Source organism: Rhodanobacter sp. Soil_C_14, from assembly GCF_057657335.1.
In genome coordinates this window covers 381,223-398,759 of sequence record NZ_JBDGIQ010000001.1, presented here as the reverse complement: position 1 = coordinate 398,759, position 17,537 = coordinate 381,223, and the positions used below count along the sequence as shown (strand labels likewise).

Sequence of the window (17,537 nt, the reverse complement as noted above, 5' to 3'; positions counted from 1 at the left end):
ACAGGCCGACTTCACCAAGGGCGCATGGGCCTTCCCATGCCGCACCATCGCCAAGAGCGGAACCGACATGAACATCACCTCCCGTCTCCACAGCAAGCCCGGTAACCTCATCGGCAGGCTGCTGACCACCGGCGTATCCGTCTGGCTGCTGGGCGTTGCCTTTACGCCGGCGCTGGCCGCCACGCAGAACCCGGTGGTCGAACAGGCACCGCTGATCATCCAGAAGCCGCTGCCGCCGAACATCGTGCTGATGCTGGATGATTCGGGGTCGATGGACTCGGATTACATGCCGGACTGGGATTATATCAACAATAATTCAAATAACGATGCGCTAATCAACTCGAGTAACAATGGCGTCTATTACAACCCGCAAGTCGTTTATACGCCGCCCGTCAAGGCGGATGGCACGCACTATCCCGACGCATCCGGTCTGACGAGTGCCTGGATAAATGGATTTAAACAAGCCTCGGGCAGCAAAGATCTAACTGCCTATAGCTCGGGTAATGGTGATGCCAATATTGATTACTCGACCGGCTCGGCACAGTATTACGGAACGAATATATGGAGTGAATACAGCTGCAGTAATAAATATGACAGCATGAATAGTTATGGTGGTTATACGTACAGCTCGCGAAGCGACGTATGTTACTTTTTGTATAACACATCGAACGCAAAGTATTTCAAGTACTCGACTGGCGCGGCTGCAGGGCCTTATACCGTGCATTATGTGGCTGCAACCAGCTGCGGCACACAAACGAACTGCGTACTGGCATCGGACACGTCGGGCGTGGCTGCGCCAAACAAGGACGCTGACGGCAAGACGCTTTTGGCCCAGGACGGTACAGCCCTGACTGCCGGAAAGAACATTGCCAATTGGTTCTCCTACTACCACACACGCCTGCTGATGGCCAAAAGTGGCGTGATGAATGCGTTTTCCGCCATCGACCCCGCGTTCCGTATCGGCTTTGGCTCGATCAATGGAAACAACGACAGTGGGTTGCCGGTGTTCAAGGACAAGTACGGCAGCAACGACAATTACCTTGCAAAGGTCGTTCCTTTTGGTGACGGTTCCGTTGGTACCCAGAAAGCTGATTTCTGGGCGTGGATAAACAATGGAAAGGCTAATAACAGCACGCCCTTGCGCAGATCGCTGGATGCCGTTGGCCGGTACTACAAGACAGATCAGCCGTGGCAGACATCAACCACTGATACCAAAGAGCTTGCCTGTCGTCAGTCCTACACCATCCTGACCACGGATGGCTTCTGGAACGGTGGCGATCCTTCCAACATCGGCGATGTGGACAATACCAAGGCGGGCCCCATTCCAAGGCCCAACAATCTGCCCACCGTTACCTACAATCCGGCATCGCCCTATTCGGACAGCAACAGCAACACGCTGGCCGACGTCGCCATGAAGTATTGGGTTACCGATTTGCGCACGGCCTCCAACGAGGTGCCGACCAGCAAGGAAGATCCCGCGTACTGGCAGCACATGGTCACGTTTACCTTGGGCATGGGCTTCGACCCCGTCTATTCGAAGGGCGGAGCGACCATTCCGGTGGATCAGGTCCTTGCCTGGGCCAACGGCGACAGCAGCAAGGCAATCACCGGGTTCAGTTGGCCGACGCCAGCGAGCAACGATATTGCAAATATCGCCGACATGGCCCATGCCGCGGTCAACGGCCACGGCGGGTTTGCCTCGGCCAAGACGCCGGGTGAGTTCACCAATGCATTGAAGAAAGCCTTGCAACGCGCCTCCGATCGCGTGGGTACGGGCGCCAGCCTGGCCGCCAACTCCACCCAGTTGAAGACTGGTGCGTTCGCCTACCAGGCCAATTACTACACGGGTGACTGGAAGGGTGACCTCAAGGCGATCAAGGTGGATCCCAACAACGGCACGCTGGCCACGACGGCATCGTGGAACGTCTCCAGCGAAATGCCCGCGGCCAGCGACCGGAAGATCTATACCTGCGTGACCTGCACGACCTCGTCGGCGGCCGCCGTGGCGTTCAAGACCGTCACCGATCTGTCGACCGCTCAGCAAACCGCGCTGGGCAGCGACGCGACGGCGCAACAGAACATGGTCAACTATCTGCGCGGTGACGGCTCGAAGGAAATCGGCAAGACGAACGGTGTCTACCGCGCCCGCACCACGCCGCTGGGCGATATCGTCGATTCTCAGCCGGTCTACGTGGGTCAGCCTGACGCGAACCAGTTTGTCGGTCAGTCGTTCACGGGGTCCGATACCTACCTTTCCCATGCCTCGACCGTGCGGAACGGCCTGATTTTCGTGGCGGCCAACGACGGCATGCTGCATGCGTTCTACACCGATGACATCGCCGCGACCGATACCACGGCCGCCATCGCCGGAGGCACCGAGGCTTATGCCTACCTGCCGTCGGCCGTGATCACCACCAATACCAGCACGGCCACGCCGGCCCGCGCCACCAGTGACCTGACCACCCTGTCGGATCCCGGCTACGGCACCACGACGGCAGTGCCGCATCAGTATTTCAACGACGGCGAGCTGACGGTGGCCGATGTATATTTTGGCTCGGCCTGGCATACCGTGGTCGTGGGCACCACCGGCCGTGGCCTGGCCAAGGCGGTCTATGCGCTGGACGTGACAACTTCGACGCCCAAACTGCTGTGGGAGCGCTCGGCGGGTGATGGCAAGACCAACGCCGACTACATCGGCCAGATGACCGGCAAGCCGGTGATTGCCCAGACCAACGATGGCAGCTGGTCGGTGCTGATCGGCAATGGTTACAACAGCAAGAATGCATCGGCGGCGCTGCTGCAGTTCGCCATCAGCGACGGCACCCTCAACGTGCACAAGACCGACGACACCGTCACCGGTAATGGCCTGGCGGCGCCGGCCGTGTGGATCGGCGATCTGTCCGTGGGTATCAGCACGGTGGCTTATGCCGGCGATGCCAAGGGGAACGTGTGGTCATTTGGCCTCAACACGGCCACGGTAACCAAGGGGAAGGGGCAAGACCCGGACGTCACCTCCTATACCGAGACGGCCACCTCCACCGGAACCAAACTGTTCACCGCCACCGATGGCACGAACGCACAGCCGATCACGGCCGGCATGCTGGTCGGCAAGAACCCGACGACGCAGGACCTGTGGGTATTCTTCGGCACCGGCCAGTACCTGGGCAACGGCGACCTTGCCACGAAGACCACCCAGTCCTGGTACGGGTTGATCGTGAAGGCTGGCCCCAGCAGCAGCAGCAAGGTCGTCACGGCCAGCACGACGCGCACGTCGACCACCACCCAGTTGAAGAAGCGCTCGATCATCGCGGAAACGCCGGGAAGCGACGCGGTTCTGGATGACGATGGCACCACCATCAAGACGGCGGCGATCGCACCGGCGCGGGCAGTGACGGCGTTGCCGGTTCCTTCCGACATGAGCGGCATGTCGGGTTGGTACATGGACCTGCTGTCGCCGAGCACTGTACCGGACCCCAGTGATTCGACGAAAACCATCACCACCTACAATGCCATTGCCGAAGGCGAGCGAATGGTTACGCCCAACCAGTTCCAGGGCAACCAGTTGCTGGCCACCACGCGCATCCCCGAGGCGGCCGACCTGTGCAACCCTTCCGGACGCGGCTGGATCATGGCTGTCGACCCGTTCACCGGTACCAATCCGAAGTCGAGCTTCTTCGATCTCAATGGCGACGGTCAGATCAACCAGCCGGCCGATTACATCATGGTGAACGGAGTCGCGGTGGCCACCAGCGGCATCGGTTTCAGCTCGCTGCCGAACAACCCGATCTTCATGGGCGGCACCATGCTGGTGAGCTTCGACAACGGCAGTGCCAGCAGCATCAAGACCTCCGGCACATCCAACACCCTGCAGCGCGTTTCATGGCGCGAAATGATCGCCCAGTAAAGGACTGAATGATGAAATCGCTCTCGAATGAAGGCAGTTGTTTCTCGAATCTCGGGTCGCCGGCGACCCGAGGCGAGGGTGGGTCGTGCCGCATCGGCGGCTTCACCTTGATGGAGCTGATGATCACGGTGCTGATCATCGCCATCCTCGCGGCCATCGCCTGGCCGATCTACAGCAAGTACGTGACCAAGACCCGCCGCGTGGCAGCCGAGGGTTGCCTGTCGGAGTACGCGAACTACATGGAGCGGTATTACACGACCAACCTTCGTTATGATCAGGATGCTGCAGGTACCGGTAACAAACTTGCACTGGCCAATCTGGATTGTGCCGCCGCTGCGCAGACCGGGCGCTTTTACAGTTATGCGTTTCCCACTGGTGCGGCGAGTACGTCCAAGTACACGATCCAGGCCACGCCGATAGAACCTCAGAAGACCAAAGACGCAAAGTGCGGCAATCTGAAGTTGACCAACACCGGCGCGCGCACTGCCGACGGCACCGACCCGGGCTCATGCTGGTGACGAGGAACGCGACGCGCGCATGACGGCGCGTTGCACGGTTCGATAGCGCTTCAACCACCGGCCTTCCGCTGCAACAGCGGAGGGCCGGTTTCTTTTTGGGCTGTCGCCAGCCGTTTTCTCCGGGCTGCCAAGCCGGACACGAACCGTCGTTCGCGTCGCGATGCGGGGGCGGCGGACGGTGGTCCGCCCTGCGGGGTGTCGTGGGTTTGCGTGAATCCGGCATTGTTCGCCATGCGAGCGCGGCGGGATGTGTTGCGCTGGCGCCGTGGCAATGCTTTGATCGACGGTCATGAGCCAGACTGATACCCATCGCGCCATCGATACCGTGTGGCGAAGCGAATCCGCGCGGTTGATCGCGGGGCTGACCCGCATGCTGCGTGACGTGGGGTTGGCCGAGGAGCTGGCGCAGGATGCCCTGGTGACGGCGCTGGAGCAGTGGCCGCGCAGCGGTGTGCCGGAGAACCCCGGTGCGTGGCTGATGACCACGGCCAAACACCGCGCAATCGACCGCCTGCGCCGCAGCAAGCTGCTGGAGCGCAAGCATGCACAGCTGGTGCATGAGCTGGAGCACGAGCAGGAGCACGCCCACGCGGCGGCGGAGGCGGCGCTGGATGATCCGTTCGGCGACGACCTGCTGCGGCTGATCTTCGTCGCCTGCCATCCGCTGCTGTCGATGGAGGCCCGCGTGGCGCTGACCCTGCGCCTGCTCGGCGGCCTCAGCACGGAGGAAATCGCGCGCGCCTTCCTGATTCCCGAGCCCACCATCGCGCAGCGCATCGTGCGGGCCAAGCGCAGCCTGGCCAAGGCCGAGGTGGCCTACGAGGTGCCAAGGGGCGACGAACTGCACGAACGCCTTTCCGCCGTGCTCGGGGTGATCTACCTGATCTTCAACGAAGGCTATTCGGCCACCACCGGCGATGACTGGATGCGACCTGCGTTGTGCGATGACGCGCTGCGGCTGGGGCGCGTGCTGACCGGTCTGATGCCGCGCGAAGCCGAGGTGCACGGGTTGCTCGCGCTGATGGAAATCCAGGCCTCACGTTCCGCCGCGCGGGTGGATGCGCAGGGCGAACCGATTTTGCTGCTCGAACAGGATCGCCGCCTGTGGGATCACCTGCAGATCCGCCGCGGACTGGCTGCGCTGGAGCAGGCCGGCAGGCTGGGCGGGGCCGATGGCCCGTACGCACTGCAGGCGGCGATTGCCGCCTGTCATGCGCGCGCCCCGACCAGCGAGGAGACGGACTGGAATGGCATCGCCGGCCTGTACGCGACGCTGGCCGAAGTGGCGCCGTCGCCCGTCGTCGAGCTCAACCGGGCGGTGGCGGTGGGTATGGCGGCGGGCGCCGCCGCCGGGTTGGCGCTGGCGGATGGGCTGGTCGACGAGCCGAGCCTGCGGAAGTACCACCTTTTGCAGGCCGTGCGGGGCGATCTGCTCGAACGACTCGGCCGTCGCGAGGCGGCGCGGGAAGCGTTCGAGCAGGCGGCTGCGCTGACCATGAACCGGCGCGAACGCGAGCTGATGCTTGGCCGCGCCCGCCGGTGTGCGGACGAACTGCCACCGGCGTGAGTCAACGGCATCGTCCTGCTTGCCGCCCAACCCCACGTCGTGATGGATTCCTGCCGACGGCCGTGCTGAAGTAGGCGGGAAGGGGAAACATCGTCCACGCGTACGGGACACTGGCGGGCGAATGAACAACCAGGAACAGGCCCGCGCCGAACTCAGGGAACGCTTCTACCGGAGCGTGGCGGAAACCCTCGCGCTGTTGCATGCCAAGCCCGATCGCGATCGCGAAGGCGTCATGCAGACCATCGCCGGCATCCTGGCGTCGACCATGGATCTGCCGCTGGTCTGGATTGGCCGGCGCGAGTCGGCCAGCGATGCGGTCCAGGTGCTGACCGCCGCCGGCCCGGCGGCGGCTTACGCGACGGCGCTCAAGCTCAGCGCGGATGCCTCCCAGCCTGGTGGCCGAGGCCCGGTGGGCATCGTGTTGCGGCAGGAGCAGGCTCGCGCCACCTCGGTCGATGCGCTGGAGTTCCGGCCGTGGCGCGAGGCGGCGCAACCCTGGGGTTTCGGCTCCTGCATCGCGGCTGCGGCGAGGACGCGCGATCATGGCCAGCTGGTGCTGGTGGCCTATTCCGGTGACGGTGGCCCGAGCCTGAGCGCGGAACTGCTCGACTGGGAGCAACGGCTGGTCGATGAACTGGCCCGCTTCTGGGATCACCACATGCTGCTCCAGCGCAGCCTGCGGATGAGCCGCTACCGCGATGCGCAGCGCACGATCCAGCGCGCGCTGCTGGAGCAGCCCGATCCCGAGGCGGTCTACCGCACGCTGGCGCAGGCACTGGCCGGGATCGCCGGCGCGGCCGCGGTCGACGTGTTCGCCGCCGATGGCGAGAACGGCCTGTTGCGCCGGGTGGCCCTGGTCGGCCCGCTCGCCGAAGTCATGCTGGCCTTGCCGCTGCCGCCGCTGCGCATGGACGCCGGCGCGGTGCCGGCACCCACGCTGGCCTTCATGCAGGGCGCGCCGGTGATCCGGCGGCATGACATTTCGCCAGCCGATGGCGACGTCTGCGCATTGCCCACGCTCGCCGGGGCGCTGGGTTGCTGGCCGCTGTTTTCCGCGCCGAGCGACACTGCCGCAACACAGGTGCCGGCCGGCGTGTTCGCCGTGACCACCGTCGAGCCGGATGCGTTCGACGACGAGATGTGCCGCCTGCTGGACGAGATCGCCGACGCCGCCGGGCTGGCCTTGAAGCAGCATGCCCAGCGCGACGCCTTGCTGCAGGAACAGCAGCGGCAGACCTACCTGGCCCTGCACGACGACCTCACCGGCTTGCCCAACCGGCGCGCGCTGGATCAATACCTCGACAAGGTGCTGGCGCAGGCGCGCCGGCACTCCCGCCAGGTCGCCGTGGGCCTGCTCGACCTGGACGACCTGAAACCGATCAACGATCTTCGCGGCCACGCGGTGGGCGATCGCATCCTGGTCGAGGTCGCGAGCCGATTCCAGCAGGTGCTGCGCGCCAACGATTACGTGGCGCGCCTGGGCGGCGACGAGTTCGTGCTGGTGTTCGGCGATCTGGAGGACGAGTCCGACCTGGACGAGCTGCTCGGGCGCGTCGACGCTGCACTGCGCCGGTCGATACGTATCGACGATGCGGTGTTTTCGGTCGCTGCCAGCCTGGGCATCGCGATGTATTCCAGCCAGACGATCGCCACCGGCGAACAATTGCTGCGGCGCGCCGACCAGGCGATGTACCAGGTCAAGGCGCGCAAGCGCAGCCGTTCGCGCTGGTGGGGCATGGCCTTGCCCGAAGGCCAGCGGGATCACACGGTCGAGCTGGACGTGGTCGCCGCCCCTTATGGCGATCATGCCGGCGACCTGCTGCAGGCTTGCCGGGAAGCCTGGGAGCGCCAGCTGCCGGCGGTGGTGGAGCAGTTCCACGCCGGGTTGCGCCTGCACGAAGGCATTGCCCGGCTGCTCGACGTGCTGCCGGCGGCCGACCTGGAAACCTTGAAACTCCGCGTCCTGCAGCACCTGCAGTTCCTGTTGCGGCCGGACCTGGATGTGGACACCCATCGCAAGCGGGCCAGCCGGACCGGCCTGTTCCACGCCGGTTGCGGACTGGAGGAGGTGTGGTTGCTGGAGGCGATCGAGCAGTTGCGCGACATCCTGGCGATGCAACTGGGCGGCAGCGGTCCGAACGATCGCCGCGCACTGGCGATCCTGTTGCAGCGTCTTGGCATGGAGCGCCAATGGCAGCTGGAGAGCATGCGCGAGCTGCAGCGTCGCCGGGTCGCCCTGCTGGCCCGGGTGAATGCGCTGGCGTGGTCGGCCGAAGGCTATCTCGAACTGATCCAGGGCGTGGTCGATGCGCTGGTGTCGCATCGGGAAATCGCCGCCTGCGCGGTGGGCCGCCCCGACGCGTCGGGCGAGCTGACTTACGAGGCGGTGGCCGGTGTCGCCTTCGCCGAATACCTGCATGCACTGGGCACCGGCAAGGCCATGCCGATTCGGGTGCAGGCCGGCAGCCAGGACGGCGAGGGGCCGAGCGGGCGGGCCTGGCGCAGCGCGACCATCCAGCGCTGCACGCACTACGGCAGCGATCCGTCGATGCTCGGCTGGCGCGACATCGCGCTGAGCCTGGGCGTGGTTTCCAACGTGGCGATTCCGCTGTCGCCGGTGCCGGCGACGCCGGCCGTGCTGCTTACCCTGTACAGCCCGTATGCCGGCGGTTTCCAGGGCGAGGATCAACAAGCTTTCGTTGGCCAGATCAAGAGCGTGCTCGATCTTGCGCTGGCCCGCCTGGCGCCGCCGCGGCAGGGCACCGAGCTGCTGCCGTTCTTCGTGCGCGAACGCTGGCGTGCGCTGGTCGCGACCGACGCACTGCAGATGCACTACCAGCCGCTGATCCGCCTGGCCGACGGCTCGGTCGGCGAGTTCGAGGCGCTGGCGCGCCTGCGCGACGACGACGGCGAGCTGCTGTCGCCGGCGCGCTTTCTTCCCGCGCTGGGCGCCGACGATCTGCTGGCGCTGTTCGGCCAGGGCGTGCGGCAGGCGCTGGCCTGCCGCGAGGCGCTGCTGCAGGCCGGCCACCCGCTGGACATGTCGGTGAATGTGCCCGCGGCGGCGCTGGAGGACGTGCGCTATGCCGGGGTGCTGTCCGGCCTGCTGGCCGGCAGTGGCTGCCCGCCGCCGTCACTGCTGCTGGAAATACTCGAGTCGCCGATCGGCACCGAACATGACGTGGTGTTGCATGGCCCCGGCATGCAGTCGCTGCGGGCGCTGGGCATACGCCTGGTCGAGGACGACCTGGGCGCCGGCTACAGTTCGCTGATCCGTCTGCGCCAGTGGCCGTTCGACCGCATCAAGATCGACCAGGCCATCGTGCTGCAGGCGCGGCAGGACCCGCTGGGCACCTTGCGCTTCATCCGTCAGCTGATCCGCATCGGGCACGACCTGCAACTGGAGGTGGTGGTGGAGGGGCTGGAGTCCGCCGACCTGTTCGAGGCCGCCGCGATCCTGGGCGCGGATTTCGGCCAGGGTTATGCGCTGGCCCGCCCGATGCCGGCCGATGCTCTGGCGAACTGGCTGGTCGGCCATCGGCATCCGCCGCGCCGGGGCGGGCCGCGAACCGGGCTCGGCGCACTGGCCGGCGAGTTGCGCTGGGAAGAACAGTTCGTGGCGCTGCCGCCGGAGCCGGCGTTCTGGGCAAGGCATGCCGAGGGGGACTGCGATCCGGGCGAGTACCTGCACGGTGCGAACCTGGGCACGGCGCTGAATGCGAGTCATCAGGCGATGCACGAGGCAGCCCTGGCCGGTCCGCTGGACCCGGTCTATCGTCGCCGGCGCGAGACCTTCCTCGCGTTGCTGGTCGAACACGTGCTGGAGCGGGAAGGCGGTTGAGCGGGCTTGCGCCGGCGCGCGTCAGTCCGCGCGCTTGCCGCGGACGCGTTTCCTGCTGCCGCTGGCGCGCGCGCTCTGCGGTGCTCCGAACGCACCGGCTTCCTTCATCTGCTCCATCCACGACAAGGCGTCGAGGTAGGCCAGGAAATGGTGGAGATAACCGGGCGAGAGTTCGCGCATGAGGGTGAGCGAACGGTGCACCAGACTGCCGGAATTGAGCGGGCCGGCGTTGGCCGGCACCTGCTCGAGCGATTGCCGCAACTGGCTGCGGGCGCGCACGTGCGTCCACAGGCTCCTGAATTCGCCCAGTAATTCGAGCACGGGCAGGGCGGCCGGCGCGGGCGCTTTTCCGGTGACGGCGGAGTCGGCACGAACCGCGGCGATTTCCTCGACCAGCCGGCCCAGTGCACCAGCCCCGGAGGGCCGGGCTGGTGTCGCGGTGTCATCGAGTGCGCCGGTCGAACGCTCGACCTCGTTCGCATAGGCCTCGACCAGCCTGGCCAGCCGTTCGTCCAGCATGCGGCGCGCCGTGCCCTGCCGATGTGCCGCGTGCCGCTCCAGCGCGTCGATGAGCTGGAAGCGGACGGGGTCCAGCCGATCGGCCTGCCGCTCGCGCCACGCGTCGAGCATCGCCCGGGTTCGCGAGCGGGTGTCAGTCACGGGGCGTGGCCGATTGCTTCGGGATCGGCGACATCTCCACGCGCCGATTGCGCGCGCGTCCGTCCTCGTCGACATTCGGACTCACCGGCTGCTGCGCGCCGAACGCGGCGGCAAACACCTCGGAAGCCGGCAGGCCATCGGCGATCAGGGCGCGCGTCACGGTCAGGGCACGCTGGGCGGACAGCTCCCAGTTGTCGGCGAACTGGCGATTGCCGCCGCTGATCGGCCGGTCGTCGGTGAAGCCGCTGACCATCAGGATTTCATGGCGCGAAGCGAGATACGCGGTGAGCGGCGCGGCCAGGCTTTTCAGCAGTTCGCGGCCCGCGGGTTGCAGCTGGTCGGAGTTCAGCGCGAACAGCACGCTGCCGCGGATGCCGATGCGTCCGTTGACCAGGGTGACCCGACCGGCGGCCAGCGGCACGGCCAGCGCCTGCTCCAGCGTGATGCGGCGCTGCGCCTCGATCTGGCGCTGGCGCACTTCCTCCTGCAACTTGCTGGACAGCTGCAGCTGCATGCCGATCACGCCCACCAGGATCAGCACGAACACGCCGAGCAACACCGACATCAGGTCGCCGAAGGCGGCCCAGATCGGCGCGCCCGTTTCCTCGATGCCGTCGGTCTCCCCGCTCATGCGGTTTCGGCTCCGGCGCTGGCGGCAAGCTGCTGCATCTCGCCGATGATCTGCTTCTGCGACAGCATGCTGAGGTCGATGACTTCCCTGGCCTGCGCCACGTAATAGGCCAGCTGTTCGTCACTGCGTTCCAGCGACTTGTCCAGCGCCGCCTGGATGCCGAGCAGGCGATCCATCAGCATGTCGTTGGCGGTGCCGAAGCTGTGCACCGCACCGGCGAACATTTCGCCCAGGCTGGCCACCTCGGTTGCACTGCTGCTGACCTGGGCGGCCACCGCGCCGAGCTTGCCGGTCTCGTTTTCCACGTGCTCGGTGAAACGGCTGCTGACCCGTTCCAGCAGGTCCGCCGAGGTGGCCACCAGTGCATCGACGGCTGTCCGCTGTTCGGTGGAAGCGTGGTTCACGGCGTCGAGCAAGGTGTCCAGCGTGGCCAGCAGGCGGCTGCGTTCCTCCAGCATGGCGTTGTCGCGGACCATGCTGTCGGACAGCTTCTGGCGCAGCTCGGCAACCACTTCGGCCGCGGCGCGAGGCGCCTCGGAGGCCGCCTGCACCAGCCGGGAAATCTCGGCGATGGTGTCGCTGGCGTGGGCGCGGGTCTGCGCCGAGATGTCCTGCGCGGTGCTGGCCAGGGTGTCGCAGATCTGCTGCTGGCGGCTGGCGGTCTGCTCGCCTGCAAGCTCCCATTGCCGGCCCAGGGCGGCGGTCATCGCCGCGAGCTGCTCGGCCCACTGCGCCAGGCGTGCGCTGTCCCGCTGTTCCAGGGTCGTCTGCAGGTCGGCGTGCGACTGCTGCACGACGCGCACCAGCGACGTCGCGTGTTCCTCGAAGCTCGCAGCCGCCCCGCTCATGGCCTGCTGGTTGCGTGCGACCAGGTTCTCGTTGGTGGCCTGCTGCGTCGACAGCGCCGTGCTCCACGCTGCCGCCGTGCTGTCCGCGGTGGCGTCCAGCCGCGCAGAGACGCTTTCGACCAGGCTGGCCGAGCGCTGCTCGAAGGTCTCGGCGAAGCGCTCCAGCGTGCGATGCAGCTCCGCGTTCAGCGCACCGTTCGACTGGCGCTGCGCGTCCAGCGCACCGCGCCAGCGTTCCGCCAGCTCTTGGGTGCTCGCGGCGAGCCCGCTCGACACGCCGTCCAGCTGCTGCTGCACGGCCCGGCTCACGCTGTCATGCAGCGTCGCGGTTTCGCGCGCCAGACCCGCCATCGTCGCTTCCATCGCCGGCTGCAGCGCCGCGCCGACGGCCCTGGCGTTAGCTGCCACGCTGTCCTGCATGGCGGCCTCGATGGCAAGGGCCAGGCGTGTGTGGGTCGCCTCGGCGGCGGCGTTGAAGCTTTGCTGGCTGGCCAGTTGGCGCTCGCTGGCGGCAAGTCCCTGTTGCTCGATGGCCGTCATCATCGCCTGCAGGCGATCGACCAGCGCCGGCATCAGTTCGGTCTGTTGCTGCAGCAACTGGAACGAGGCTTCGCGCTGGTGGCTCTGCGAATGGACGCGCAGGGTAGTGGCGATCTTCGTGTCCAGCGTTTGCACCGCCTGCAGGCGCTCGCGCCGGCCCAGCGCGGAAAGCAGGCCCAGCATCGCCGAACTCGCCACGCCCGCGATCGAGGTGCCGAACGCGAAACCCAGGCCCTTGACCGGCGCGGCCAGCGACTCGCGGATGGCCTGCAGGTCGGTGGCGCTTTCCAGCGCCATGCCGGTGCCGCGCAGCGTCGCCATCATGCCCAGCAAGGTACCCAGCATGCCCAGCAACACCAGCAGGCCCACCAGGTACGGCGTCAGCACCGGCACCGGCAGGGCCACGCGTCCACCCTCGATGCGCAGGCGCGTGGCGTTGCGCAGGCTCGGGTGCAGCTCCGCGAGCCAGTCAGCCAGGTGGTCCGGCGTGGCGGACAGCCCGCTGACGGCGCGCGTCAGGGTCGAGCTGGCCTGCCGATAGCGATGCAATTCCAGGGCGCCGGCCAGGTAGCACGCGGCAATCAGCGCCGCGACCGCAGCGCCCGCCGGATTGGAACCGAGATAGCCGGCGCCGATCCAGCAGACCACGGCGAGGCCTGCGCAGAACACGGCGAGGTGGAGAAAATTTCTGAACATGACTTCCCGGTTAGCAGGTGCGAAGGGCTGCAAGCAGACCTTCGACGGGTTGAAAACGAACATCCAGTTCGGCGAGCAGCACGCTCTGCCGGTCCTGGCGAAAGACCTCCAGCCAGGCGCCAGGCGAGGTCGGGGTGGCCTGCGCCGAGGCAGCCTGGTGCAGGCGCTCGAAGTGCTCCCCGAGCAGGTCGGGCACGTGGGCCAGCAGCGACTGCTCGCGCGGGCTCAGCGCCGCTTCCATGGCGGCGTCCACGGCGGCCAGTCGCGACATCGCGGCCGACTTCCCGGTCAGCGTGTCGCGCAGGCGGCCGCGCAGCTCACCGGTGGCAGCTTGCATCGACCGCTGCAGGGACAGATGGCGCTGACGGAACATCGGGTAGTCGACGGCTTCCGATACATCGGCTTCCCCCGCCTCGCCGCCGGCGCGCCGCGGCGGGCTGGCCGGCACGCGGTCGCCGACGATGGTGCCGGCCAGCGAACGGCGTATCCGGGTGCATTCGTGCTCTTCGCTGCCGGAGTCGTGTGTGCCGGAGTCGGTCGCGGCAGGCTTGCCGTCGAGCGCGGTGGACAGGGCAATCGCGTGGCTCCAGTCCAGCCACCGGCCCAGGTGGTCGGCGAGCGATGGCGGGGAGGGCGGAACGTCGGCGCCCACCAGGTTCGCCAGCAGGCGAATGAACGTCGGGCCATGGACCGGGGGCCGTTGAGGAGCTTGCACCATGCGTTTCGCTTGAGAAAACCGCCAGTTTACATGCTGCCGGGGCCGCGGCTGTCGCCGCGATCCGTGCCGCGGCGATGGGCCCGGTGGATGTCTCGCGCGCAAGCGAAAGAAGCCATCGCTGCGGATGGCTTCAGACGAATCAGGAGGTGGCGGGCGAGGCAGGGACCCTTGTGCGACACCTGCCGTGTGAAGTGCCCGTTGCTGCACGCACGTTGCGCTTTTCGTGGCACCCACTTTCGAGGTGCCCAAACGACGAAACCGGCCATGAAAGGCCGGTTTCCTGTAACGATGGTGGGCGATGCAAGGATCGAACTTGCGACACCTGCCGTGTGAAGGCAGTGCTCTACCGCTGAGCTAATCGCCCGCCGAGAACGCGCAATTTTAGGGATAGTCGCGGGGCGGGTCAATGCCTTTTGCAGCGACGACCGTCGCGACGGTCACGGGGCCTTGGGGTGGCCTTGCTAGACTTGCGCCCCTGTCTTCCGCCCAGGCGCGCCGCCGTGCTTCTTTCCAGCCCTCATTTCGATCACATCCTCCATGCGCTGCAGCAGTTCGAGCTGACGCCGTGGAAGATGGTCGGCTTCGCCGGCACCTTGCTGTTCACCAGCCGCTGGTTCGTGCAGCTCTACTACACGCGCAAATACAAGCGCGTGGTGATGCCGCTGGCGTTCTGGTGGCTTTCGGTATGCGGCAGCGTGCTGCTGCTGACGTACTTCACCCTGGGCAAGAACGACTCGGTGGGCATCATCTCGAATTTCTTCCCGGTCTTCGTGTCGGTCTACAACCTCATCGTGCACCTGCGCCACCGCAAGCACAGCATGACCGGCGACGCGACCGCGTAGATCACTCCGGGTCGTAGTCGAGGTTGGAGGCGAGCCAGCGCTCGGCCTCGGCCAGTGTCCAGCCCTTGCGCTTCGCGTAATCCTCAACCTGCTCCTTGCCCAGCCGGCCGACCACGAAATACTGGCTGTCCGGGTGCGAGTAGTACCAGCCGGAGACCGCGGCGGCCGGATACATCGAGAAGCCTTCGGTGAGTTCGATGCCGGTGTTTTTCGTGACGTCGAGCAGCTTGAACAGGGTGGTTTTCTCGGTGTGGTCGGGGCAGGCGGGATAGCCGGGTGCGGGTCGGATGCCCCGGTATTTCTCGGCGATCAGGGCGTCGTTGTCGAGTGCTTCGTCCGCCACGAAGCCCCAGAACTCCTTGCGCACGCGCTCGTGCATGTGCTCGGCGAACGCCTCGGCGAGGCGGTCGGCCAGGGCCTTGAGGATGATCGAGGAATAGTCGTCATAGTCGGCCAGGAAACGGTTGAGGTGTTCCTCGATGCCGATCCCCGCGGTGACCGCGAAGCCGCCGATCCAGTCGGGTTTGCCGAATTCCTTCGGCGCGATGAAGTCGGCGAGGCAGAGGTTGGGACGCTCGGGGGGTTTGTCGGCTTGCTGACGGAGGCTGTGGAGGGTGGCCAGGGGCGTGCCCCCATCCGCCCTTCGGGCACCTTCCCCCGCTTGCGGGGGAAGGGAAGTCGAGGTGTGTCCCGTTTGCGGGGGAAGGGAAGGCGGGGCGTATACTTCGACGTCGTCGCCGACGTTGGCGGCGGGCCACAGGCCGATCACGGCGCGGGCGGTCAGCCACTGCTCGGCGATGATCTTGTCCATCATCGCCTGGGCGTCACGGAACAGTTCGCTGGCCTGGGGGCCGACGATGTCGTCGGTGAGGATGGCCGGGTAGTGGCCGGCCAGTTCCCAGGCCTGGAAGAACGGGGTCCAGTCGATGTAGTCGCGCAGCGTGGCCAGGTCGTAGTCGTCGAAGACGGTGATGCCGGGTTTGGCCGGCTGCGGCGGATCGTAGTTGGCCCAGTCGCAACGGAAGCGCTGTGCGCGGGCTTTTTCCAGCGACACCAGTTTCTTGCCGGGGCCGCGGTTGCGATGGCGTTCGCGCACGTCGGCGTAGTCGGCGCGCACCTTGGCCAGGAAGTCGTCGACCAGTTCCTTGCTGACCAGCGACTGCGCCACGCCGACCGCGCGCGAGGCGTCCTTCACCCAGACGGTACCGGCCTTGTAGTGCGGTTCGATTTTCAGCGCGGTGTGCGCGCGCGAGGTGGTGGCGCCGCCGATCAGCAGCGGGATGTGGAAGTCCCGCCGCTGCATCTCGCGGGCGACCTGGCTCATTTCCTCCAGCGATGGCGTGATCAGGCCGGACAGGCCGATCATGTCGGCGTGCTCGGCGATCGCGGTTTCGAGGATCTTCTGCGCGGGCACCATCACGCCCAGGTCGATCACCTCGAAGTTGTTGCAGCGGAGCACCACGCCGACGATGTTCTTGCCGATGTCGTGCACGTCTCCCTTGACCGTGGCCATCACGATCTTGCCGTTGTTCTTGCCGGTGTCGCCGGTGCGTTCCTTTTCGGCCTCGATGTAGGGCAGCAGGTAGGCCACCGCCTTCTTCATCACGCGGGCGGATTTCACCACCTGGGGCAGGAACATCTTGCCGGCGCCGAACAGGTCGCCGACCACGTTCATGCCGTCCATCAGCGGGCCTTCGATCACGTCGAGCGGGCGCGTGGACAGCTGGCGGGCCTCCTCGGTGTCCTCGACCACGTACTGGTCGATGCCGTGCACCAGTGCGTGGCTGAGCCGGGTGCGCACGTCGTTCTCGCGCCAGGCCAGCGTCTCGACCTCGGCGGCGCCGCGCTTGCCCTTGTAGTTGTCGGCGATCTCCAGCAGGCGCTCGGTGGCGTCCTCGCGGCGGTTCAGCACCACGTCCTCGACGCGCTCGCGCAGCGGCGGGTCGATGTCGTCCATGATGGTCAGCGCGCCAGCGTTGACGATGCCCATGTCCATGCCGGCGCGGATCGCGTGGTAGAGGAACACCGAATGGATCGCCTCGCGCACGATGTTGTTGCCGCGGAACGAGAACGACACGTTGGAGACGCCACCGGACACGTGGCAGTCGGGGAAGCGTTTCTTCAGCTCGCGGGTGGCCTCGATGAAATCCACCGCGTAGTTGTTGTGTTCCTCGATGCCGGTGGCGATGGCGAAGATGTTGGGGTCGAAGATGATGTCTTCGGGCGGGAAGTCGAGTTCCCTGGTGAGCAGTTCATGGGCGCGCGAACAGATCTCCACCTTGCGCTCGATGGTGTCGGCCTGGCCCTGTTCGTCGAACGCCATCACCACCGCGGCGGCGCCGTACTGGCGTACCTTGCGCGCCTGTTCGAAGAACGCCGCCTCGCCTTCCTTCATCGAGATCGAGTTGACGATGCCCTTGCCCTGCAGGCAGCGCAGGCCGGCCTCGATCACCGTCCACTTCGACGAGTCGATCATGAATGGCACGCGGGCGATGTCCGGTTCGGACGAGATCAGGTTGACGAAGCGGGTCATCGCCGCCTCGGAATCGATCAGGCCTTCGTCCATGTTGATGTCGATCACCTGCGCGCCGTTGGCGACCTGCTGACGGGCGACTTCGACGGCCTCGTCGTAGCGGTCTTCCTTGATCAGTTTCTTGAACTGCGCCGAACCGGTGACGTTGGTGCGCTCGCCCACGTTGATGAACAGCAGGTCGGGGGTGACGACCAGTGGTTCGAGGCCGGAGAGGCGGGTGTGGCGAATACTCATGTGCG

General features: G+C 66.3%; 10 protein-coding genes and 1 tRNA gene. 5 read left to right on the top strand and 6 right to left on the bottom strand.

Annotated features, from left to right (window positions below; translation table 11 throughout):
- Positions 1 to 67: 67 nt before the first annotated feature.
- From AC3A56_RS01800 to AC3A56_RS01785, 4 genes are all read left to right on the top strand, one after another.
- The gene (locus tag AC3A56_RS01800) at positions 68 to 3,904 is read left to right on the top strand and encodes a pilus assembly protein (protein WP_487769151.1); all 3,837 of its coding nucleotides are present in this window, start codon (positions 68 to 70) and stop codon (positions 3,902 to 3,904) included.
- Positions 3,905 to 3,915: 11 nt separating this feature from the next.
- A complete protein-coding gene (locus AC3A56_RS01795) occupies positions 3,916 to 4,422 on the top strand; it encodes a type IV pilin protein (protein ID WP_304437867.1) in 507 nt (168 codons plus the stop codon).
- Positions 4,423 to 4,711: 289 nt separating this feature from the next.
- Positions 4,712 to 5,989, top strand: coding sequence for an RNA polymerase sigma factor (locus AC3A56_RS01790; protein ID WP_487769150.1), 1,278 nt, complete (start codon positions 4,712 to 4,714; stop codon positions 5,987 to 5,989).
- 121 nt (positions 5,990 to 6,110) lie between these two features.
- On the top strand, positions 6,111 to 9,830 hold the full coding sequence (locus AC3A56_RS01785; protein ID WP_487769149.1) for a diguanylate cyclase domain-containing protein: 3,720 nt from the start codon (positions 6,111 to 6,113) through the stop codon (positions 9,828 to 9,830).
- Positions 9,831 to 9,851: 21 nt separating this feature from the next.
- On the opposite strand, the gene AC3A56_RS01780 is transcribed toward AC3A56_RS01785, so the two are convergent.
- From AC3A56_RS01780 to AC3A56_RS01760, 5 genes are all read right to left on the bottom strand, one after another.
- Positions 9,852 to 10,460: a DUF2894 domain-containing protein gene (locus AC3A56_RS01780; protein WP_487769148.1), complete on the bottom strand. Its 609-nt coding sequence runs from the start codon at positions 10,458 to 10,460 to the stop codon at positions 9,852 to 9,854.
- Between the two features lie 22 nt (positions 10,461 to 10,482).
- Entirely contained in the window at positions 10,483 to 11,121 is a 639-nt protein-coding gene (locus AC3A56_RS01775; RefSeq protein ID WP_487769147.1) for an OmpA family protein, read from the bottom strand.
- Complete coding sequence (locus AC3A56_RS01770; RefSeq protein ID WP_487769146.1) at positions 11,118 to 13,205, bottom strand: DUF802 domain-containing protein; 2,088 nt, start codon at positions 13,203 to 13,205, stop codon at positions 11,118 to 11,120. Before AC3A56_RS01770 ends, AC3A56_RS01775 begins: the two co-directional genes overlap by 4 nt.
- 10 nt (positions 13,206 to 13,215) lie before the next feature.
- Positions 13,216 to 13,923 (bottom strand): DUF3348 domain-containing protein, encoded by a 708-nt coding sequence (locus tag AC3A56_RS01765; RefSeq protein ID WP_487769145.1) that lies wholly within the window; start codon positions 13,921 to 13,923, stop codon positions 13,216 to 13,218.
- A gap of 289 nt (positions 13,924 to 14,212) precedes the next feature.
- Positions 14,213 to 14,287: transfer RNA gene (locus AC3A56_RS01760), tRNA-Val, on the bottom strand.
- 208 nt (positions 14,288 to 14,495) lie between these two features.
- On the opposite strand from AC3A56_RS01760, the gene AC3A56_RS01755 reads away from it, so the two are divergent.
- Positions 14,496 to 14,765: a lipid-A-disaccharide synthase N-terminal domain-containing protein gene (locus AC3A56_RS01755; RefSeq protein WP_487769621.1), complete on the top strand. Its 270-nt coding sequence runs from the start codon at positions 14,496 to 14,498 to the stop codon at positions 14,763 to 14,765.
- A 1-nt stretch (position 14,766) separates the two neighbouring features.
- On the opposite strand, the gene metH is transcribed toward AC3A56_RS01755, so the two are convergent.
- Positions 14,767 to 17,532 carry a methionine synthase gene (gene metH, locus AC3A56_RS01750; protein ID WP_487769144.1) on the bottom strand — a complete coding sequence of 922 codons (2,766 nt, stop codon included), beginning with the start codon at positions 17,530 to 17,532 and terminating at the stop codon, positions 14,767 to 14,769.
- Positions 17,533 to 17,537 lie beyond the last annotated feature (5 nt).